General features: G+C 42.2%; 23 protein-coding genes and 1 pseudogene. 17 read left to right on the top strand and 7 right to left on the bottom strand.

Translation table 11 applies throughout. The features are described from left to right. Positions 1 to 5: 5 nt before the first annotated feature. From V6C21_RS07000 to V6C21_RS06985, 4 genes are all read right to left on the bottom strand, one after another. Positions 6 to 332 carry a helix-turn-helix domain-containing protein gene (locus V6C21_RS07000; protein WP_034843222.1) on the bottom strand — a complete coding sequence of 109 codons (327 nt, stop codon included), beginning with the start codon at positions 330 to 332 and terminating at the stop codon, positions 6 to 8. Positions 333 to 511: 179 nt separating this feature from the next. After that, positions 512 to 736 carry a hypothetical protein gene (locus V6C21_RS06995; RefSeq protein WP_034843225.1) on the bottom strand — a complete coding sequence of 75 codons (225 nt, stop codon included), beginning with the start codon at positions 734 to 736 and terminating at the stop codon, positions 512 to 514. Between the two features lie 285 nt (positions 737 to 1,021). Further along, positions 1,022 to 1,771 carry a DUF1444 family protein gene (locus tag V6C21_RS06990; RefSeq protein ID WP_479268665.1) on the bottom strand — a complete coding sequence of 250 codons (750 nt, stop codon included), beginning with the start codon at positions 1,769 to 1,771 and terminating at the stop codon, positions 1,022 to 1,024. A 320-nt stretch (positions 1,772 to 2,091) separates the two neighbouring features. Continuing rightward, a complete protein-coding gene (locus tag V6C21_RS06985; RefSeq protein WP_479268664.1) occupies positions 2,092 to 2,700 on the bottom strand; it encodes a recombinase family protein in 609 nt (202 codons plus the stop codon). Between the two features lie 445 nt (positions 2,701 to 3,145). Here V6C21_RS06985 and V6C21_RS06980 point away from each other — a divergent pair, with 445 nt between their 5' ends. Further along, positions 3,146 to 4,693, top strand: a complete 1,548-nt coding sequence (locus V6C21_RS06980) for a recombinase family protein (RefSeq protein ID WP_479268663.1) — start codon at positions 3,146 to 3,148, stop codon at positions 4,691 to 4,693. Positions 4,694 to 4,756: 63 nt separating this feature from the next. On the opposite strand, the pseudogene V6C21_RS06975 reads toward V6C21_RS06980, so the two are convergent. From V6C21_RS06975 to V6C21_RS06965, 3 genes and pseudogenes are all read right to left on the bottom strand, one after another. Continuing rightward, positions 4,757 to 4,936 (bottom strand): annotated as a pseudogene (locus V6C21_RS06975) (DUF255 domain-containing protein); the annotation flags it as partial. Between the two features lie 133 nt (positions 4,937 to 5,069). Beyond that, positions 5,070 to 5,276: a DUF378 domain-containing protein gene (locus tag V6C21_RS06970; RefSeq protein ID WP_034837093.1), complete on the bottom strand. Its 207-nt coding sequence runs from the start codon at positions 5,274 to 5,276 to the stop codon at positions 5,070 to 5,072. A gap of 167 nt (positions 5,277 to 5,443) precedes the next feature. After that, complete coding sequence (locus V6C21_RS06965) at positions 5,444 to 6,316, bottom strand: UTP--glucose-1-phosphate uridylyltransferase (RefSeq protein WP_479268662.1); 873 nt, start codon at positions 6,314 to 6,316, stop codon at positions 5,444 to 5,446. Between the two features lie 328 nt (positions 6,317 to 6,644). Between V6C21_RS06965 and V6C21_RS06960 the strand changes: the two genes are divergently transcribed. The 16 genes from V6C21_RS06960 (at position 6,645) to V6C21_RS06885 (ending at position 21,734) form a co-directional block, all read left to right on the top strand. Then, entirely contained in the window at positions 6,645 to 7,523 is an 879-nt protein-coding gene (locus V6C21_RS06960; RefSeq protein ID WP_034837098.1) for a YicC/YloC family endoribonuclease, read from the top strand. Positions 7,524 to 7,569: 46 nt separating this feature from the next. Continuing rightward, a complete protein-coding gene (gene remA / locus V6C21_RS06955; protein WP_034837101.1) occupies positions 7,570 to 7,845 on the top strand; it encodes an extracellular matrix/biofilm regulator RemA in 276 nt (91 codons plus the stop codon). Positions 7,846 to 7,848: 3 nt separating this feature from the next. Continuing rightward, positions 7,849 to 8,463, top strand: coding sequence for a guanylate kinase (gene gmk, locus V6C21_RS06950; RefSeq protein WP_045085585.1), 615 nt, complete (start codon positions 7,849 to 7,851; stop codon positions 8,461 to 8,463). Positions 8,464 to 8,535: 72 nt separating this feature from the next. Further along, the gene (rpoZ, locus tag V6C21_RS06945) at positions 8,536 to 8,769 is read left to right on the top strand and encodes a DNA-directed RNA polymerase subunit omega (protein WP_034837104.1); all 234 of its coding nucleotides are present in this window, start codon (positions 8,536 to 8,538) and stop codon (positions 8,767 to 8,769) included. A 29-nt stretch (positions 8,770 to 8,798) separates the two neighbouring features. Next, positions 8,799 to 11,267, top strand: a complete 2,469-nt coding sequence (gene priA, locus V6C21_RS06940; protein ID WP_479268661.1) for a primosomal protein N' — start codon at positions 8,799 to 8,801, stop codon at positions 11,265 to 11,267. Between the two features lie 42 nt (positions 11,268 to 11,309). After that, positions 11,310 to 11,795, top strand: coding sequence for a peptide deformylase (def, locus tag V6C21_RS06935; RefSeq protein WP_034837109.1), 486 nt, complete (start codon positions 11,310 to 11,312; stop codon positions 11,793 to 11,795). 40 nt (positions 11,796 to 11,835) lie between these two features. After that, positions 11,836 to 12,771 carry a methionyl-tRNA formyltransferase gene (gene fmt / locus V6C21_RS06930; RefSeq protein WP_034837111.1) on the top strand — a complete coding sequence of 312 codons (936 nt, stop codon included), beginning with the start codon at positions 11,836 to 11,838 and terminating at the stop codon, positions 12,769 to 12,771. 88 nt (positions 12,772 to 12,859) lie between these two features. Beyond that, positions 12,860 to 13,582 carry a zinc metallopeptidase gene (locus V6C21_RS06925; protein WP_045085583.1) on the top strand — a complete coding sequence of 241 codons (723 nt, stop codon included), beginning with the start codon at positions 12,860 to 12,862 and terminating at the stop codon, positions 13,580 to 13,582. 72 nt (positions 13,583 to 13,654) lie between these two features. Further along, complete coding sequence (gene rsmB, locus V6C21_RS06920) at positions 13,655 to 14,989, top strand: 16S rRNA (cytosine(967)-C(5))-methyltransferase RsmB (RefSeq protein ID WP_479268660.1); 1,335 nt, start codon at positions 13,655 to 13,657, stop codon at positions 14,987 to 14,989. Positions 14,990 to 15,081: 92 nt separating this feature from the next. Beyond that, positions 15,082 to 16,110, top strand: a complete 1,029-nt coding sequence (gene rlmN / locus V6C21_RS06915) for a dual-specificity RNA methyltransferase RlmN (RefSeq protein WP_479268708.1) — start codon at positions 15,082 to 15,084, stop codon at positions 16,108 to 16,110. 2 nt (positions 16,111 to 16,112) lie between these two features. Then, positions 16,113 to 16,841: a Stp1/IreP family PP2C-type Ser/Thr phosphatase gene (locus V6C21_RS06910; protein WP_034837120.1), complete on the top strand. Its 729-nt coding sequence runs from the start codon at positions 16,113 to 16,115 to the stop codon at positions 16,839 to 16,841. 16 nt (positions 16,842 to 16,857) lie between these two features. Beyond that, a complete protein-coding gene (gene pknB / locus V6C21_RS06905; protein ID WP_479268659.1) occupies positions 16,858 to 18,780 on the top strand; it encodes a Stk1 family PASTA domain-containing Ser/Thr kinase in 1,923 nt (640 codons plus the stop codon). After that, positions 18,777 to 19,655 carry a ribosome small subunit-dependent GTPase A gene (rsgA, locus tag V6C21_RS06900; protein ID WP_479268658.1) on the top strand — a complete coding sequence of 293 codons (879 nt, stop codon included), beginning with the start codon at positions 18,777 to 18,779 and terminating at the stop codon, positions 19,653 to 19,655. The genes pknB and rsgA overlap by 4 nt, the downstream gene beginning before the upstream one ends. Then, positions 19,652 to 20,275 (top strand): thiamine diphosphokinase, encoded by a 624-nt coding sequence (locus V6C21_RS06895; protein ID WP_479268657.1) that lies wholly within the window; start codon positions 19,652 to 19,654, stop codon positions 20,273 to 20,275. The genes rsgA and V6C21_RS06895 overlap by 4 nt, the downstream gene beginning before the upstream one ends. 313 nt (positions 20,276 to 20,588) lie before the next feature. After that, the gene (locus V6C21_RS06890) at positions 20,589 to 20,753 is read left to right on the top strand and encodes a redoxin domain-containing protein (protein WP_084228764.1); all 165 of its coding nucleotides are present in this window, start codon (positions 20,589 to 20,591) and stop codon (positions 20,751 to 20,753) included. A gap of 63 nt (positions 20,754 to 20,816) precedes the next feature. Then, positions 20,817 to 21,734 carry an aldo/keto reductase gene (locus V6C21_RS06885; RefSeq protein ID WP_479268707.1) on the top strand — a complete coding sequence of 306 codons (918 nt, stop codon included), beginning with the start codon at positions 20,817 to 20,819 and terminating at the stop codon, positions 21,732 to 21,734. Position 21,735: the final 1 nt, after the last annotated feature.

The following is a 21,735-nucleotide window of genomic DNA, read 5'->3' as shown; positions in this document are numbered from 1 at the left end:
TCTAATCACCTCCTTTTCCCTGCATATTTTTGCTTCAATTCTTTAATCAGTTCTCTTTTCTCATCTTTTGAAAGTGAATAATAAATATGTACCATTTCTTTAAATTCTTCTTCTTTTGGGTTATATTGCACATCTGTTAATCCCATTAAATACTCGATAGAAACATGAAAATACTCTGCAATTTTTTTAATTGTATCTATGTCAGGGGTTCTTTTATTAGTTTCATACTGACTCCATGTATTTTCATTTAATGAAAACTCGAGAGCCATATCTTTCTGTTTTAATCCTGCACTTTCTCTTAAATATCTAATTCTATCTCCCAAAAAATCCATAGGTATCTCTCACCTCCTCACAACAATAATGTATCACTTTATAAAACAAAAAGGTCATAACTTCTCACACTGTGAATTCACAATATGAGAAGTTATGACCTGCCTTTAGTTTTGCATGAATAGTATGAGGTCTGAACAAAAAAAGCGCTTCAAGCAGAAGCACTTTTTCTTTGTTATTACTATATTCCCTTTTGCTTTGATAATTTATAATCTTTTCTGATTGAGTAGATTATATAAGCAGTTAACACTGAAAATGGTATAAACCATAATTTTAATACTTCCTGACCTACTGCTGGAACTTGCTTTATAACTGTAAGTAAAATATAAAATACACTATATCCTACAATGATGGGGAATGCATTTGATAAAATAATAGACAAAATAATAGTTTTTTTACTCATCATTTCTTCACCCCTGTAAAACATTTTTATGTTATTAGTATAACGTATATTGTTAGGAAGCGCAGGTCCTTATCATATTGTTTTAAGTAGAAATTAACACTCTATTTTTTGCTTACTCGAGGTGTATATATAGTAAACTTACAAAAAAAGAATAAATGGTTCCGTGAAAACCATTTATCCTTAAAAAAACCATATTTACCAACTACGCTTTTACACTATTATACTTTCTTTAATGATGCTTGTAAATATTTTTATAGTGGATAATGTTTGAATTAAATACAATTATTCTTAATTAACAATCGAATAGCCCCCTTGTGCATCTCTTCTGTATATATTTTTTGATATCTTGTTTATATCCTCATCTTCATCTATTAATTGACGCAGTATATATAAATTAGTATTTAACATATGTTCATCATATGCTGTACAAATAAAACGAGTACATGATGGCATACAAAATAATATATCTGTTCCTATCTTTTTTTTAATTTGTTGTTGTATATTTTCTGTAAGAAATAGAGATGCTCCAAAATCAGAATTAAAGCGTAAAGAATATATATGATGTTTTTCATCAAGCCTACTTAGAATATTTGTTATTTTATTTAAATTTTTCATGCTTTCATTTCTTAATACTTTCAAATCTATGTTTGCATTTTCTAAATCATCAAGTAGAACAAATCTGAAAACCTCTCCCATATCAACCACATAAAATAAAGACAGATTGCAAAATAAATCTTCTTTTATAAAATTATTATTAATGCCTTCTCCGAAGTCTTTTTGCTTTACAAATGGAAAAACATTGCTTAAGTTTAACCTAAACCTGTAAAAATTCAAAATATTCGAAATTATTTTTATGTAGTTTTGCAAATTTTTCTGATATCCTACAAGAAGGTGTTCTTTATATAGTGTTTTTAAAGGCAAAGAAGCATTGGTAAACTCGCTACCAACATATATTCTGTCTTTTTCATCCAGCCTAACTTCTTTAAATTCTCTTTTTAAATCCTGAATCATCCGATTTGCAAACTCTATATATTCCATTATTATCCCTCCTATTTCATTTTATAAGTATAACGTCAATTTTGAAAAAAATCTGGTCCTAAATACAATCAAGGAGTAAAATATAAAATAGATATAGGAAAGGAATGATTTAAATTGAAAGAACGAAATAAGCGGTATATTTATATATTATTACTTTCAAACATTGCTATCGCTAGTTTTCAGGTCATTGTTCTAAATCCAATCATCAAAATTACTCTTGCCACATATACCATGATAACCTTACTAATTGCTATAATTTATATAAAAAGTGCTTAGTGTAATAAGATTCTATAAAAAACTAAAATTACTCATATATCTTGTTAATTTTTTGCTTTAAATTCCTTAACTCTGTTATAGAAAGTATTCTTTTTTAAGCCAGTTAGTTCCATTGCTTTTACAGCAGTAATATCCCCGTTAACCCACCGATTATAAACATCTTCAAAATTATTTGGTATTATTTTGGGACGTCCAAACTTTACACCACGTTTTTTTGCAGATTCTATGCCCATTTTCTGCCTTTCTTTTATGTTTTTCAATTCCTCTTGTGATAACCATGTCAGTATTTGCAAAACAAGATTTGAAATCAATTCACCGATGCCATCAAGTTGGCGGTATTTACGGGTATTAAGGATTGGCATATCAAGAACCATAATATCTATTCCATTATTAATCATCCATTCCCATTCTTTTAAAATTTCCGTTTTATTCCTTCCTAATCTATCGAGGCTTGTCACAACCAGTAAATCTCCCTTTCTAATACTTCTTTTAAGCAAAAGATACTCTGGACGATTAAAATCACGACCGGAGCACTTATCCACAAAAATGTCTCTTTCATTTATTTCAATGCCACATTCTTTAATAGCATCTAATTGCCTTGATAGATTTTGTTCCTTTGTAGATACCCTTATATATGCGTAATTTCTTTGCATTAACTTTATCCTCCTTATGTTTAGAAAAGTATACCTTTTTAAACTTATAAAAACAGCCTTTATTATTGTTGAAAAAAGTCAAAAATCGACTTTCTAAACGTACAAAAATAATGAGATACTTTTTTATACATTTTAGCGCGCTCAAGGGAAAATTGCAGTATCAAATCTAATAAAAAAGCCCTATATGATATAGGGCTCAATTAAAAATTTCCTTCGTTGGAAAGAGGCAATGTATGTAATACCTCTTTCCTCAATCAACCAGGTATGTTTATCTATAGGAGGCAATTATAAAGTACAAAATTATTCATTATATTTTCAAGTATTTCAATATTTTTTGCAGATACATTTACTTTCGTCTGGTTAAAGGAAATAATCAGAACTTCATGTTTCTTGACTATATGTTATACTCAATAATAGTTAGAACTTGTCCGAAGGAGTGAATGTAATGGCAGCAGATTTAAGTAAAGTAAATAAAGTTGCTATATATCTTCGTAAGAGTCGTGGAGATGAAGATGCTGACGTAGTTGCAAAGCATAGAGCAAGACTTATTGAATATGCACAAAAGAACAAATGGAGATATGAAATATACAATGAAAATGTAGTGTCAGGAGAAAGTTTGATTGAAAGGCCTATTATAATGGAATTATTACGAAAAATTGAAAATAAAGAATACGATGCTGTTCTTGTAGTCCATTGGGACAGGCTTTCTAGAGGTGACACAAGTGATTTTGGAATAATAAAAAATGTTTTACAATATTCTGGAACATATTTAGTCACTCCAGATAGAGCCTATGATTTGTCTGATAATGCAGATTTAACACTTCTTGGAATACAATCTGTGATGTCGAACACAGAATTAAACATAATAAAAACAAGACTGTATAACGGTAAGAAAGACGGAGCAAAACAAGGACGTTTAACAAACGGCAATCCTCCTTACCCTTATGAAAAAGTACGTAATATTACACAGGATGAAAAAGGAAGAATTAAAGTAGATTTTACGATTATCGTAAATGAAGAAAAAAATGAAGTGTATCAAAAAATAAAGAAAATGTATTTACAAGGTGTAAACACAGAAAAAATAGCATTTGAATTAAATAGAGAAGGCAAACCATCTCCTAGCGGTAAAATGTGGAGTTCAACGGCTGTTAACAGACTGTTAAAACACGAATTTCATATGGGTAAGGTAATCTATAGAAGAAACGAATGGACAAAAACACCTTTGTCTGGGAAATTAGAAGTAAGAAAAAGGGATAAATCTGAATGGAGCGTTGGCATTGGAAATCATCCGATTCTCAAAACGGAGGAAGAACATCAAAAAATAATGGAAATTATGAATAGGAATCAAAAAATCCCCCGAAAAAGCAGGGCAGGAACTTTCCCAACAAGTGGCTTATTAGTGTGTAAGAAATGCGGTAGAACTATGACTTACTCTATAGGACGTGAAGAGAAAAAAACAGGAAAAATATATCACTACACAAAGTGTTATTATAAATCGGCGTTAGGTGTGAAATGTCCTCAAAAAGGCGTAAAAATGGACGAGAACTTTTACAATGCATTATATAACACAATAATAAATAGTTATGTAGATGCAGAAAGAATAAAAAAGATAGCAGAAAATGAAGAAGAAAAAAAACAAAGAGAAAAACTTATAAATGAGAAAAAGGCTAAACTACAAAAAGAAGAAGATGCTTTAAGAAAAGCAAGAACCCTATTAGAGGAAGGCAACTACGATATAAATGATTTTGCAGATGCAAAGAAAAGAAGAGAACCTAAAATTAAGAAACTTAAACAAGAAATAATAGAATTAGAGAACCAAAATGATTATATTTATTCCGATAAAGAAATAGAAAAATTGGTTGAGGATTTTAAGAAAAACTGGCACAATGCTACTACTCCAACAGAGCAAAATCAATTGCTACGAAGTTTAGTTAAGAAAATTTATTATAATAGAGAAGGCAATACCATAACCTTCGAAATTGAATACTTATAAAAACGGCTAAAATCCTTTAAAATAAGCCGTTTTTAAAGTAGTTAAAAATTGCTGTTAATTACAAACTTGGCACCAATGACAGGTACTGTATCCGATACTAAGGAAAACAGGTTTGTCCTCGGCCTTGGCCTTTTCAAACGCCTCTTCACACCACGGATACCAGTTTACAGGATTGTATTGGTGCTGTAATAAATACGGACTTTTTTCCCTTGATAATCTATTGGGTACTTTCATGTTTGCCATGCAACCACCTCCTTATCTTGTGAAAAACGAATTATATATTTGAAATACGCTATAAATTTTAATTTTGCGTAGTTTCAGTTCATTAAGAAAAAGTAAAGCAGCATAGGCAGAAAACCTAAATGCTGCTTTAACATCATTCGCGGTTTTTGACAATTTCCCTTTCGCGGAAAAGGAATTTTATGCACCAGATTCCTCCGAGACCAATGAGGGTATATATAATTCGGCTCAACGCGGTCATACTGCCCTGGGTAAACCAAGCGACGGGGTTCAGTCCGAAAATTCCGACGACGCCCCAGGCGATCGCGCCGATTACGACAAGAATCAATGCAAATCGGTCCATAGACTTTAACCTCCCGGACATATTTGATTTTGCTTTAATATTGTTTCCATACTTCTATAACATATACAAAAATAAAAATTCGGTTGAAATGGATAATATTTGTAAAGTGAAACATAATAAAAATACCTCCCTGCAGTTAGCAGGAAGGTATCTAATAATTGAAAATATCAAAGTGTTTTTGCAAGATCTTTTAGATAGGCTCTGAAATCATCTCCGATTTCAGGGTGTATTAAAGCAGTCTCGACTGCGGCCTGCATAATGCCGAGTTTGCTGCCCATATCATAGCGTTTGCCAGTGAAATCAACACCGATCATTGTATCTCTGCGGGCAAGTTCTTTCATAGCGTCAGTCAACTGGATTTCACCGCCAGCGCCCGGCTTTGTGTTTTCAAGCAAATCAAAAATTTCTGGCGGCAGCACGCATCTGCCCAAAATGGAGAACAAGGACAGCACCTTATCCGGTGTATCCGGTTTTTCAATCATGTCGGTAACCCGGTATATGTTGTCTTTCAGATTTGTAACGGCAAGAGAAGAGTATTTGTGGATATCTTCTGCTTTTACCTGCTTAATGCCAACAACGCCGAGACCGTATTCGTCATATGCGCGGCAGAGCTGGCCAATCGCAGGGTCTTCGCCGATTATAACGTCGTCGCCGTAGCAAACGGCAATAGGTTCGCCCTCGGCAAACTGCTTTGCGCAGTATATAGCGTGCCCCAGGCCCTTGGTTTCCTTTTGACGCAGATATGTTATATTTGCAAGATTTGCAACATCAATGACATCTTTGAGCATTGCAGTTTTTCCAGACGCTTCAAGACGCTGTTCAAGTTCCGGTGAGCGGTCGAAATGGTCCTCCATGACTGTCTTGCCGCGACTGGTGATAATTAATATATCGGTTATGCCCGCATTAACTATTTCCTCAACGATGTATTGAATAGCCGGCTTGTCCACAATTGGGAGCATTTCTTTTGGAATCGCCTTTGATGCTGGAAGAACTCTTGTTCCAAGCCCAGCTGCGGCGATAACCGCTTTTTTTACCTTCAAAAATAATTCCTCCTAAGAGTTTGGTTATGAATTTACAGCAGTTTTATTTTAGCATCATTGTACACAGTTGTAAACAATTTGTAATTTTAATTTAACGATTAAATTAAATGATGTATTATTATGCTAAGTTGAGAGCAGGCAATTGCTCGGAATCATATATTGGAAAATAATTCTAACCGCTGCAGAACCAACTCAGTAAATATAGACATATGCGGTTGACAATCTGTATGCAAAACTGCTAAAATAAACTAATAGATACTTGAAATCTGCCCACAGGTTATATGCCTGTGATATATTTATAGATCTTGGTCTGAAAAGAGGTTTTGCAATGGTACGGAGCATGACCGGGTATGGGCGTGTCCAACAGACAGTAGATGGCCTCAATATTCTTTTTGAAATCAAGTCTGTCAATCACCGCTATTTTGAATTTAATGCAAGAATCCCCAGAGCTTATGGTTATATAGAGGAGAAACTCAAATCATATCTTCAAAATTACATAACGCGCGGCAAGGTTGATGTTTTTATGACAATCGACGCGGTAGATGGAGGCGAATCCGAGGTTAAGCTTAACTATGGGATTGCCGATAGTTATATCGCGGCGCTAAAAGAACTTCAGAAACGGTATAACCTTTCTGATGATATTTCCGTTTCAACTGTTGCAAGATACAACGATATCTTCACAGTTATAAAAGCTCCAGATGACGAGGAACGCATCTGGAATGCAGTAAAGGTTGTTGTTGACAAAGCGGTTGAAGGGTTTGTCGCGATGCGCACAGCCGAGGGGCAGAGGCTCAAAACCGACATTGTCGCAAGGTCAAAGAAAGTAGCTCAGCTTGTGGACAAGGTTGAGAAGCGCTCGCCTGAAACCGTTGAGGAATACCGCAATAAATTAACAGCCCGCATGCAGGAATTGCTTGCCGACAAAGGTATTGATGAGAACCGCATACTTCTTGAAGCAGCAATCTATGCTGACAAGGTTTCGGTAACAGAAGAAACAGTAAGGCTAAAGAGTCACCTTAAGCAGTTTGAGGATATACTAAACAGTGATGAACCTGTCGGACGCAAGCTCGATTTCCTCATGCAGGAGATGAATAGGGAAGCCAACACAATCGGTTCAAAGGCTTCAGATATCGAGATTGCCAAAATGGTCGTTGACATTAAGGCAGAGCTTGAAAAAATCAGGGAACAGATTCAGAACCTTGAATAATTAATCAAGATAACCGAAGTAAAAAACTTTATTAATGGAGGCTAATATGAAACTTATAAATATAGGTTTTGGCAATATGGTTTCTGCTAACCGGATGGTTGCTATCGTAAGTCCAGAATCGGCGCCGATTAAGCGAATAATCCAAAATGCCAGGGATAAAGCGGTCTTAATTGACGCAACCTACGGCAGGCGCACTCGTGCGGTAATAATTACAGACAGCGATCATGTCATTCTCTCTGCTGTCCAGCCTGAGACTGTTGCGAATAGGCTTGCTGACCGCGATGTGAGTGACGACGAAGCGGAAATTGAAGAGGATGAATAAAATTTGGAACAAGCGTTTTTCAAAGATGAAAAATCACATAAAGGACTATTAATTGTAATATCAGGCCCTTCAGGTTCAGGCAAGGGAACAGTATTGTCCCGAGTCTTTGAACGCCGTACAGGGCTGTTCTATTCGGTTTCAGCGACCACAAGGGCGCCGAGGCCGGGCGAGATTAACGGTCAGCACTATTATTTTCTGACGCGCGAGGAATTTGAGGAAAAAATAAAAGCCGGAGGAATGCTTGAATACGCGCAGTACTGCGGGAATTATTACGGAACTCCCCGCCGCGCTGTTGAGGAGAAGCGTGCCGGCGGGCTTGACGTGGTACTTGAAATCGAGGTTCAGGGCGCTGCGCTTGTGAAAAAGGCATGCCCGGACTGCGTCACAATCTTTATCGCGCCGCCGTCTAAAGAAGAACTTGAAAGGCGGCTTCGCGGCCGCGGGACCGAGGACGATGAGGTCATTAAAAAGCGGCTTGAAACTGCAGTTAGCGAAATAGAACATGCCTTTGATTATGACTACATAGTGGTTAATGATGAAGTCGAGAAAGCAGCAGAAAAGATCGACAGCATTATAACCGCTGAAAAATGCAGGTCATCAAAATATAAAGGCCTTTGATGTGAATTTGTCTTAGTAAAGGTTTGGATATAATCTTAACAATTTTGCTGACTAAGAGTGAGGGGATTTATTATGCAGAAGCTTTCTGTTGAGGATATTGTTAAGAACAATGAGAATTGCTATTCATTTGTAGTAGCAATCGCAAAACGTGCCCGTCAGATTTCTGAAAAGGCAAACGATGAAGGTATTATACTCGATGAAAAGCCGGTTCAGACCGCAGTAAAGGAATTCGTCGAGGGAAAATTCAGAATAAAAACCGAGAAAAACAATGAGAATGAACCAAAAGCAGAATCCGATACGCAGTAAATGCTCTTATTCTCAACCGGAGGTAGTCAATGCCGTCATTTAAGATTGCCGAGGTAGCGGTTGAAGGAACGGCGTATCATTTTGACAAGCCATACTGCTATATGGTTCCCGACGACATGAAAAACGAAATAAAACCGGGCGCAAGGGTGGTAGTGCCTTTTGGGGCGGGCAACAAACGGCGCCGGGGAATAGTTTTAGCCGTAGAGAATAGTGATGACATGTCCTGTAAGCCGCTGCTAACTCTTGTTGATAAACAACCGCTGATTTCAGAAGAAATGCTCGCACTGGCAGCGTGGCTTAAAGGTCGTACTTTCTGTACACTTTATGAGGCTCTCAGGCTTATGCTGCCTGCGGGCCTTAATTTGCATATAACAAAAACCTATAAGCTTGACCACAAGCCTTCCGAGGCTGAGTTTTTAATGCTTTCGCCAGATGAGCAGTGTATGCTGCGGTATGTGAGCCGGGCGCGGGGCCCAGTTGACCGCGAAAGCCTCGCAAAGGCGGCGGGACTGGACGCTACAACGCCGCTTCCGGATCTGCTTGTCCAGCGCGGGCTGCTTGTCTGCGAGGACAGCGTGTTTGATCATTCGCCGGAAGCCTCGGCACGCATGGTGCGGCTGGCGATTACGCAGGAAGAGGCCGAGGAACTGCTTGAATCACAGGGTGAGATAACAAAAAAGCAGAAAAGCGCCCTTAAAACAGTGCTTGACGCCGGTGCGGCAACGGTAAAAGAGGTAATGTACTTCTCCGGTGTCTCGCAGTCAGTTATAACGGCGCTTGTCAAAAAGGGCATTTTTGAGCAGTTTGAAAAACGGGTATACCGTGACCCATACAAAGGTATCGCAAAAACCAAATCCGAACCCGAAACGCTTTCAGAGGAGCAGCAAAACGCCTATAACGCGCTTGTTTCAAGATATAGAAGCGGCAAGGCCTGTGCCTCACTGCTGTTTGGCGTGACAGGCAGCGGGAAAACGCAGGTTTTTATGCGGCTTATTGACGATGTAAGGGCCGACAACAGGACGGTAATAGTGCTTGTGCCGGAAATTTCACTGACCCCCCAGACGGTGGCAAGGTTCTACGCGCGTTTTGGAAAGGATGTTGCGGTACTGCACAGCGGCCTTTCCCTCGGCGAGCGTTTAGATGAGTGGCAGCGGATTAAAGACGGCGGCGCGGGCATTGTGGTCGGCACGCGTTCAGCGATTTTCGCGCCCCTTAAAAACTTGGGCCTTATCATCATCGACGAAGAACAGGAATATACATATAAATCCGAGTCCTCGCCGCGCTATCACGCCAGGGATGTCGCCCGTTTCAGGTGTGCTTATTCAAATGCCATGCTGCTGCTTGCCTCTGCGACCCCGTCCATTGAGACCTTCTATGCGGCCCAAACCGGAAGATATGAGCTAACAAGGCTCGATAAAAGGTACGGGAACGCTAAGCTTCCGGACGTAATCATGGTCGATATGAAAAATGAAATAGCCACAGGGAACAATAGTACGATAAGCCGCCGGTTAGCGCAGGAAATTGAAAAAAACCTTGAAAACGGAGAGCAATCTATTCTGCTTATCAACAGAAGAGGATATAATACTTTTGTAAGCTGCGCTGCCTGCGGTCATGTACTGACTTGTCCCAATTGCAGTATCGCATTGACCTACCATGCGGCGAACCACCGCTTGATGTGCCATTACTGCGGCTATAGCATCGAAGCCCGCACAAAATGTCCGGAATGTTCCGGCAGCTTTTTAAAGTATTCAGGCACCGGAACGCAGAAGGCGGAACAGGCGATTGAGGAGCTTTTCCCGACGGCGAGGGTCCTGCGTATGGATACCGACACGGCCTCGGGAAGATATTCCCACGAAAGAATGCTTGAACAATTTGGAAAAGATAAGTATGATATATTGATAGGGACTCAGATGGTGGCAAAGGGACTGGATTTTCCGAATGTAACGCTCGTTGGGGTGCTTTCAGCGGACCAGTCGCTGTATTTGAACGATTTCAGGGCTGCCGAGCGCACTTTCTCACTGCTGACACAGGTTATCGGCAGGGCGGGCAGAAGGGCGAGCCCGGGGCGGGCGGTAATACAGACGCAGACTCCGGAAAATGAAGTCCTGCGCCTTGCCGCAAAACAGGACTACGAGGCTTTTTATAAATCAGAAACGGCCTTTCGCCGCGAGCTTTTGTATCCGCCGTTCTGTGACATATGTGAATTCGGGTTTACCGGCATATCGGAAACTGCAGTTAAGAACGCGGCGCACGATTTCTTTATGAGACTTAAAGATGCTATTGAGTCAAATAAGAATATACCAATCAGAATAATGGAGCCATCACCGGCCGAGATTGCAAGGATAGCAGGAAGATATCGTTACCGTATTATTGCAAAATGCCGTAACGACAAACACTTCCGTGCTCTTGTAGCGTCGGTTTTGGAAAACTGCGGCAAAAGCCCGTTATATCGAAAGGTTTCCGTATTCGCTGATATGAATCCGCTTGATATGTTATAAATAGTATTATAATCAGATTAAATAATTCGGGAGGGCACACAAATGGCCATAAGAAATGTAGTAAAACTCGGCGATGATATTCTCCGTAAAAAGAGCAAGCCGGTTACTGAATTTAATGAGAAACTTAATCAGCTTCTTGATGATATGAAAGAAACACTCAAAAGCCAGGATGGTGTAGGGCTTGCCGCTCCGCAGGTCGGCGTGCTGAAAAGAGCCATCGTGGTATCTGACGAGGGCAACATGATAGAGCTTATAAATCCTGTAGTCGTCAAGGCGAGCGGCGTTCAGGAAAATGTCGAGGGCTGCCTTTCGATACCCGGCAAATATGGTATCACAAAGCGCCCGCGCAAGGTAACGGTAAAGGCCCAAGACAGAAACGGCAACGAAATAATGGTCACTGGAACGGACCTGCTTGCCCGCTGTCTCTGCCATGAAATAGACCATCTAAACGGTATTTTGTTTATTGATAACGTAATCCGTATGCTTGAACCTGAAGAATTACAGCCGAAGAATAAGAATAAGAAGTAAATCTTGCATATTGCAAATAAGCAAATCAACGGAGGATTTTATGCGCATAATATTTATGGGAACACCAGAATTTGCGGTAGCATCTCTTGACCGTATTGTCAAGGACGGGCACGAGGTTGCCGCGGTTTTTACACAGCCAGACAGGCCAAAGGGGCGCGGCTATCATCTAACCCCGCCGCCCGTCAAGGTAATGGCTCAAAATTATGGAATTCCTGTATATCAACCTACTACCTTAAAAGATGAAGAAACTATACAGATAATAAAAGATATAAACCCGGATTGTATTGTCGTTGTGGCGTACGGTCGCATTTTGCCGGAGAGCGTTTTGAATATCCCGAGGCTCGGCTGCATCAATGTTCACGCTTCCCTTTTGCCAAAACTGCGCGGTGCCGCGCCTATCCAGTGGTCAATCATAAACGGTGAAACAGAAACAGGCATAACTACAATGTTTATGGCAAAAGGGCTTGATACGGGCGATATGATTTTGAAGGCAAAATGTGATATCGGCCCTGACGAAACCTTTGGCGAACTTCATGACAAGCTCATGGTAATGGGCGCTGAGACGCTTTCGAAAACGCTTACATTATTGGAGCAGGGAAAAGCGCCGCGGGAAAAGCAGGACGATTCCCTTGCGACTTACGCGCCGATGATTGATAAAAACAGTACCCTTATCGACTGGAATAAAAGCGCACAGGAGATTCATAACCTTGTGCGGGGGCTGAACCCGTCGCCGTCAGCTTATACGCTGTTTAACGGCTTAAAGTTTAAGATTATTTCTTCAAAACTGCATAATACGGAAAGCGATAAAACGCCGGGTTCTGTTGTTTCTGTAAGCGAAGAGGGCTTTGTCATCGCCTGCGGCGACGGCAAAACTTTGCTTGTAAAAGAGGTACAAGCCCAGGGAGGAAAGAAGATGACGGCCGCCGCCTATGCAAACGGACATGGCGTAAACGATACGACAATTTTCGGGCAATAACTTCATACTTTTCAAACTGATATCAGTCCAGAATTAACGCTTATCTCGTTGGTTCTCATAAATATGATGATTTATGAGGGGAATAAATATGCATTTGTTCTTATACGGATATTTTACGCCATATTTTTTCTATGACCGCTACTATATCATATATGTGCTTCCGGCATTGATATTGGCGCTGATAGCGCAATTTAATGTCACATCGACATTCAGCCGCTACAGCAGAATTCCGAATTCAAGAAGGATGTCGGGTGCGGAAGCTGCAAGAAGGATTCTTGACCAAAACGGGCTTTATAATGTGCGTGTCGAACGAATATCGGGCAACCTAAGCGACCATTATGACCCAAAGGATCAGGTAGTGCGTTTATCTGAAGGGGTATACGATGGATATTCTATTGCGGCTTTGGGCGTTGCGGCGCATGAGACAGGACATGCCATACAGCACAGCACAAATTATTCGCCGCTTGTAATCAGAAACGCGATTATACCCATAACCCAATTTGGCTCGTCCACGTCCATTTGGCTGCTGATTATCGGCTTTATATTTAACTGGAGGCCGCTGGTTATGGCGGGCATAATCCTGTTCTCGCTCGCCGTAGTGTTTCAGTTGATAACACTGCCCGTCGAGTTTAATGCAAGCTCAAGGGCTTTGAAAATCCTCGGCGACACCGGCATGCTTTACGGCCAGGAGCTTGCAGGCGCCCGGCGAGTGCTCACTGCTGCCGCACTGACGTATGTGGCAGCGACTGTTGTTGCCTTTGCCCAGCTGCTGCGGCTGCTTGCCATATTCGGCAATACGCGGGATGACTGACTGCGTGAAATTGCAGGGCTAGGAATATTTGCGAATTGTATATAAATATATTAGAATGTGAGATGTGATTTAATGCCGTCACCGCGAAAAACGGCGCTTGATATTCTGCTTAAAATTGAAAAGGACAAAAGTTACTCAAATCTGCTTGTTGACTCATATCTTTCAGGCGGCTCGCTGCAGGGCAGGGACGCCGCTTTTATGACCACATTGGTCTACGGCGTCCTTGAAAATATGATTTGCCTTGATTATTTTATTTCGCATTTCAGCGCCAGAAGCGCCGCAAAGTTAGACCCTAAAGTGAGGAACATCTTGCGCCTCGGCGCCTATCAGATTATATTTCTTGATCACGTTCCGAACCATGCGGCAGTCAGCGAATCGGTTGAACTGGCGAAAAAATGCGGGGTTTCCCGGGCGTCGGGTTTTATTAACGCAGTACTTAGAAAAATTTCACAGCAGTCCGATTTGCCGTATCCTGACAAGCAGCGCGATTTAAAACGCTATCTGCATGTCCGTTATTCATGCCCAAATTGGCTTTTGAACAAGTGGATAAAGGAATACGGCATTGATAATACCGTAGGATTCCTCGAAGGGTTTGAAAAAAGGCCGGCTGCTGTGTTGCGGGTTAATACGCTTAAAATTTCATCAGAAGAATTGATTGAGCGACTGTCCGAAGAAGGGATAAATGCCAAGAAAGTGCCCTTCCCTGACCATGCCCTTGAAGTGGACAGACTTCCGGATTTGAGAAACAGCAAAGCCTTTAATGAGGGGCTTTTTATAGTACAGAATACAGCCTCTCAGGTGTGCTGTTATGCCTGCGGGGCGAAGCCGGGGGACACGGTTATTGATATGTGCGCAGCTCCCGGCGGAAAGAGCTTTACCCTCGCCTTTAATATGCAAAACAAGGGCAGGATACTGTCCCTTGAGCTTTATGAAAACCGCTTGAAATTGATTAACGACGGCGCGCGCCGCCTTTCTGTTGATATAATAGAAACGATGCAGAACGACGCCTCAAAGCGCAATGAGGCCTTAGGCAAAGCTGATATTGTCTTGTGTGACGTCCCCTGCTCCGGGCTCGGGGTTATCGGACGCAAGCCTGAAATCAGATATAAAGATCCTGCCGAATTTGACGGATTGCCAGATTTGCAGTATGCTATACTAAGTGAGGGCGCGGAGCATGTTAAAGACGGCGGGACACTTGTATATTCTACATGTACGCTGAGCCGCGCTGAAAATGATGAAGTGGCCGAGCGTTTTCTTGAAAACCATAGGGAGTTTTCGGCCGCTTTGCCGCGTGTTGTCGTTGATTTTGCGGGGAAAGGCGCGTCGGGAAGCGCTTATGCCACGTTAATGCCAAACGTCACCGGCACAGACGGATTTTTCATTTCAGTTTTTAAGAAGACTAAATAAATCATGAAAAACAGGTCAAAAATCGATTGTAGTAAGACATATAGATACAAGAAAGCGAAAGGCACGGTAATTTAATGGGAGATAAAACGGATATAAAATCTTTAACGCCGAAACAGCTTGAAGAGTTCTTTGTTGGTATGGGTGAGCCTGCCTTTCGGGCACGTCAGGTTTTTTCGTGGTTGCACAAAGGTGTATGCAGCTTTGATGATATGACCAATCTCCCGATTGGATTAAGGGAGAAGCTGAAAAATAATTGTGAAATAATTTGCCCTATTATTAAGAAAAAGCTTGTATCCGAAGTAGATGATACGTTAAAATATCTCTATGGATTTAGTGATGGGGAAAATGTTGAGAGTGTTTTGATGAGCTACCATCACGGCAATACGATATGTATTTCAACCCAAGCGGGCTGCCGCATGAATTGTGCTTTCTGCGCCTCATCGTTAAAGGGGCTTTCGAGGAATCTAACCCCGTCAGAAATGCTTTCACAGGTGCTGACTGCACAGATTGACTCAGGCAGACGGATTTCGAATGTTGTCCTGATGGGTATTGGCGAACCGCTTGACAACTATGACAATGTGCTGACTTTTCTCAAGATACTTTCAGCCCCGGGCGGCATTAATATAGGCCAGCGTCACATATCGCTTTCAACTTGCGGCGTTGTCGACAGAATCTATGACCTTATGGAAGAAAAGCTGCAGTTGACCCTTTCAGTTTCGCTTCACGCGCCGAATGATGAAATCCGGTCGCGCATAATGCCGATCAATAAAAAGTGGAAAGTCGACGAATTGCTCAAAGCGTGCAGGGATTACACTGCTGCTACTAAGCGCAGAATTTCGTTTGAATACGCTCTTATCGCCGGTGTAAACGACACTCCTGAATGCGCCCGCCAGTTGAGCGCTAAACTTCGCGGAATGTTGTGTCATGTCAACCTCATCCCAGCAAACGAGGTGAAGGAACGCGGAGTAAAAAGGAGCAGCAGCGCTGTGGTAAAGCGCTTTTATGATATATTATCTGGATGCGGTATAACTGTAACCATACGCCGCACATTAGGCTCTGACATAAATGCGTCCTGTGGACAGCTCAGGTTTCAGCATGGTACAGAGCAGGGAGGAAACTGAAAATGATTTTTTCGGGTAGAACAGACAAGGGAAAGGTGCGAAAAACGAATCAGGATGATTTTGCTGCCGATACATTGTCAGGCGGCTCGGTTTTCGCTGTTGTCTGTGACGGAATGGGCGGTGCGAACGGCGGCAATGTCGCGAGTTCCACAGCAGTTGACATTATATCTGAAAGTTTGAAAAGCGGGTATAATGCCAACCTTGATGAAAACGGCATAAAAGTACTTATTTTGGATTCCATAAAGAAGGCCAATGACGCTGTCTATGAAAAGTCCCGCAGCGACCCTGCGCTTTTCGGGATGGGGACGACAATAGTAACGGTGATTGCCGCAAATGATAAGGCCTATATAGCTCACGCTGGTGACAGCAGGGCATATCTCATAGATGATGACATAAAGAAGCTTACGCGCGACCATTCGATAGTTCAGGAAATGGTGGAGAACGGCAAAATTACGCAGGAAGAAGCCCTTGTCCATCCCCAGAAGAATATAATAACGCGTGCCCTGGGTGTTGAAGAGAGCCTCGAAATTGACTATTCAGTACACGAGTTTAAGAAAGGCAGCACAATACTGATTTGCACAGACGGACTTACAAATCTTGTTTCAGATGAGGATATAAAAGAAACGGTAAAACGGGAAGAACCCGAAGATTGTATAGATAAACTCGTCAACATGGCTAACTCCAACGGAGGAAGCGACAATATTACAGTTGTGGTAATCCGCAATGTGTAAACCGGGAGTGAAATCGATGGATAATTTTACAGGTAAGAAGTTAGATGGACGATATGAAATTCAGGAAATAATCGGCGTTGGCGGAATGGCAGTTGTTTATAAGGCTTATGACAGCATTGATGACAGAATTGTAGCAATCAAGGTATTAAAGGAAGAATATCTGCAAAACGACGAGTTCCGCCGCAGATTCAAGAACGAGTCAAAGGCAATAGCAGTGCTGTCACACCCGAACATTGTGAAGGTTTATGATGTCAGCTTTGGGGACAGGATTCAGTACATCGTCATGGAGTATATCGACGGTATAACGCTCAAAGAGTACATTGAGCAGCAGAAGGTGCTGACATGGAAAGAGGCTGTGCACTTTACCGTTCAGATACTTCGGGCGCTTGCGCATGCACATGAGCGCGGGATTGTCCACCGTGATATAAAACCGCAGAATATAATGATGCTCGAAGACGGCACGATAAAAGTCACCGACTTTGGCATAGCACGTTTTGCCCAGTCCGAGACAAAGACGATGACGGACAAGGCGATAGGTTCTGTGCACTATATAAGCCCCGAGCAGGCGCGGGGCAGTGTAACCGACGCGAAAGCGGATATATATTCCGTCGGCGTAATGCTTTATGAAATGCTGACAGGCAGACTGCCGTTCGAAGCGGACAGTGCGGTTTCGGTTGCCATTATGCAGATGCAGCAGGAGCCAAAGCCTCCACGCCTAATCAACCCGGAAATTCCGGAGGGGCTCGAGGAGATAACACTCCACGCTATGCAAAAGGACCCGGATCAGCGTTACCGTTCTGCTGCCGAAATGCTGGAGGATATTGAGCGTTTCAAAAGGAATCCGGATATCCGTTTCCAATATAAATATTTCATTGATGAAAGCCCGACAAAATATGTAGACGCCATTAGCGAAATTCGAAGCGGCAGATCCGACTTATATGAAAGGAATTATGAAAGAGGAAAAGGCGCTAAAAAAGGCAAGAAAAAGCCGAATACATTGCCAATTCTCGCTGGAATCACAGCGGCACTGGTAATTGTAGTTGTCGGTGTAACTATTGCCGCAATGGCAATCAGGGGCTTCTTTGGTGGCGGCTCATTGGTAGTTGTCCCGAATCTTGTCGGGCAGAATTATGATGAGGTAAAGCTGAGCACTAAATACAGCGATTTTGAAATAGTGCAGAAGAATACTGAGTATAGCGAGGCGCCTGCTGGCCAGATTATAAAGCAAGATCCGGAAGCAGGTACCAAGGTGAAAAAACATTCAACAATCAATGTAACTGTCAGCAAAGGCCCTCAGGGTATCACTGTTCCTGATGTTACCGGTAAGGACAAAAATCTCGCAAAATCGACGCTTGAAAGTGAAGGCTTTACTAATGTTATTGAATCTTCAGAGTACAGCGAAGATGTTCCAAAGGGCCAGGTAATAAGGACTGACCCCGAGGCAGGCCAAACTGCGTCCAAGGATGACCCGATAGTCATTTATGTCAGCATGGGCCCGGAAACTAAAATGTCCATTGTCCCGCCTGTTGTTGGAATGACAAGAGACCAGGCAATAAGGGCGATTCAAGATGCAGGGCTTACGGCTGATTTCCAGGGTGAGGAACCCAGTGACTCTGTACCGGTTGGCAAGGTAACGCGGCAGGAGCCGGGCGCTAACTCACAGGTTCAGTCAAAGAGCAGTGTTAAGTTCTGGATTAGCAAGGGCAAAGAGACAAAGACAACAACCGTTCCAAGGTTAAGAGGAATGACTTTAAAAGAAGCTATTCAAGAATTAGCTAATTATAAGCTTAGACTGGGCAATATATACGGTGTAAACGATCAAAATGGTATTGTTACTGATCAGTCAGTGGATCCTTATAAAACGGTTGATCAAGGGACTGCTATAGACTTAACAGTTGTTCAATCTGATGGAGGTCCTGACGGCAGTAGTAAACCATGATTGAGGGTATTATTGTTAAAGCAAACAGCGGATTTTATTATGTGAAATGTGACAGCGGCGTTATCGAATGTAGAGCAAGAGGCATTTTCCGCAAGCAGAAGATAACGCCGCTTGTCGGTGACAGGGTGCGTATTTCACAGACCGGCGACAGCGGCACGGTTGAGGAGATATTGCCGCGCAAAAACAGCATGATACGTCCGCCTGTTGCCAACATAGATATATTGTTTATCATCGTCTCCACTGCCGAACCAGAGCCCAATATGCTGGTGATAGACAAGATGATTGCCGCCGCAGAGCAAAAGGGAATAGAGCCCGCGGTAATCGTTACAAAAAACGATTTGAAAGACGGCTCGGATATCGTCGCAACCTACAACAAGGCGGGCATAAAAAGCTTCTTTGCGTCGGGTATTACGGGCGAGGGCATTGAGGAATTAAAGTCGCTGATTTGCGGGCATATCGGTGCCTTTACGGGCAATTCCGGTGTCGGCAAATCGACCCTTCTAAACCGGATTGACCCGTCGCTTTCTCTGAGCACTGGGGAAATAAGCAAAAAACTTGGCCGCGGCCGCCATACGACACGCCTTGTCGAGCTATTTGAAACCTGCGGAGGGTATATAGCCGACACACCGGGCTTTTCCTCCCTTGATACATTTAAATTTGAGCCGATACTTAAAGAAGACCTGCAGTACGTTTTCAGGGAATTTGAGCCTTATATCAATAAATGCCGCTTTACTGGCTGCTCCCACACAAAAGAAACCGGCTGTGCTGTGCTTGAGGCGCTGAAAAACGGTGAGATTGCGCCCTCGCGGCATAAAAGTTACTGTGAGATGTATGAGGAGGCCAAAAATATAAAGGCATGGCAGCTCAAAAAATGAGGCGCTGCGTCATTGTTACTGCAGGGCCTATGGGTGACTATGATAAGCTTAAAAATAAGATAGAACCGGACGACTATATTATCTGTGCGGACGGGGGCATCGACCACCTGAAAGGTCTTGGCTTGAAGCCTGACTTAATTATCGGCGACCTTGATTCTGCGCAAAATCTGCCGGACGGAATAGAGGTAAAAAGGTTTAAGTCGGAGAAAGACGAGACGGATACAATGCTCGCCGTCATGCACGCCCTTGACAGAGGTTTTAAGGAAATTGTGTTGCTCGGGGGCTTGAAAGGGCGGCTCGACCATACCTTTGCGAACCTCTCTTGCCTTCAATATATCCATCGGCGCGGCGCGCGGGGCTGCTTTCTCGACTCGGACAATGAGGCATATTTTGTCGAAAACGGAAGCATAAAATTCAATCCGCGCAAAGGGTACTATATATCGGTTTTTCCGTTTGGCGGCGACGCTGCCGGCGTCACTGAGAAAGGTTTCAAATACAGCCTTGACAATGCGGTCATGACCACCGATCTCCCGATTGGTGTTAGCAATGAGTTTTTGGACGGCACCGGTGAGATTTCTGTAAAATCCGGCGCGCTGCTTATTATCCTTTCAAAAAAATGAAATTTGTCCTGTAAGGTTTAAGGCATTACAGGACATTTTTTATACAAAAAATGCTGCCCACTTAGGGAGTATACTTCTGCACACGGCTTATATTTAAGCAATGCAAAAAACGGTCGCTGCTGATAACATTCAACGTTAATGATTGCATGTTTGAGATGATGTTTTGCTAAAAAATATTATGAATTTGCGTAAAAACAAGCAAAATAACTGTCAAAAACGAAAAAGTTGCATATGCTGAAAAGTGAGTGACCAATACTTAATCTTCCATTGAGACATAATGTCTCTGTGAAAATGATAATTTGGAGGCGTTGCTATGAGTGATTATAAAGGGCTGATGATAGGCGAAAAAGCACCGCATTTCCAGGCTGATTCTACATACGGACAAATAAATTTTCCCGAGGACTATAAAGGCAAATGGGTAGTATTTTTCAGTTACCCGGGCGATTTAGCGCAGGTTGCTGCAAAGACTAACCGCTGATGTGATAATCGGCTTTTATAATAGTGGTATAATATTTATAATTCAATGGAAAAGAGGATAAATATGAACTATATCCGTATAGGAAACACAGATATCAAGGCATCGGAAATTGCACTCGGCTGCATGAGGCTTAAAGGTATGTCTGAAAACGATGTAGAAAGGCTGATAAGAACAGCGGTTGAAGAAGGCATAAACTTCTTTGACCATGCCGATATTTACGGCGGCGGGGAGTGTGAAAGGATTTTCGCGAAGGCTATCGGCAAGAACCCGGGGCTGCGTGAAAAGATTATAATTCAGACAAAGTGCGGAATCTGCGACGGCTATTACGATTTTTCAAAAGAACATATCTTAAAATCGGTGGACGAAAGCCTGAAGCGCCTTAATACCGATTATATTGATTTTCTGCTGCTTCACAGGCCTGATACACTGATGGAGCCGGAAGAAGTCGCTGAGGCGTTTGATATTTTGTTAAGCTCCGGCAAAGTCAGAAACTTCGGCGTCAGCAATCAAAATCCCATGCAGATTGAACTTTTGAGCAGATATCTCAATCAGAGGATTTTGGTTAACCAGCTTCAGCTAAGCCTTATGCACACAGGAATGATTGATTCGGGGCTTAATGTAAATATGAAGATTGACCAGTCAGTTGACAGGGACGGCGGAATTCTGGAGTATTGCAGGCTAAAGAATATAACGATACAGGCGTGGTCGCCGTTCCAATACGGCTTCTTTAAATGCGTTTTCCTCGGAAATGAAAACTTCCCGGAACTTAACAAGAAAATTGATGAAATAGCGGAAAAGTACGGCGTCAAGCCAGAGGCTGTCGCCGTCGCATGGATACTTCGTCACCCTGCGAAAATCCAGACAATAGTTGGGACAACCAATGTATCCCGCCTCAAAGATATCTGCAAAGCCTCCACCTTTAAACTCACAAGACAGGAATGGTATGAACTTTACACAGCGGCGGGGAATAAACTGCCTTAAA

The sequence above is a fragment of the [Clostridium] cellulosi genome (assembly GCF_036762875.1).
Lineage (GTDB): Bacteria > Bacillota > Clostridia > Oscillospirales > Ethanoligenentaceae > Ruminiclostridium_D > Ruminiclostridium_D cellulosi.
This window is presented reverse-complemented; position numbering and strand designations above follow the sequence as displayed.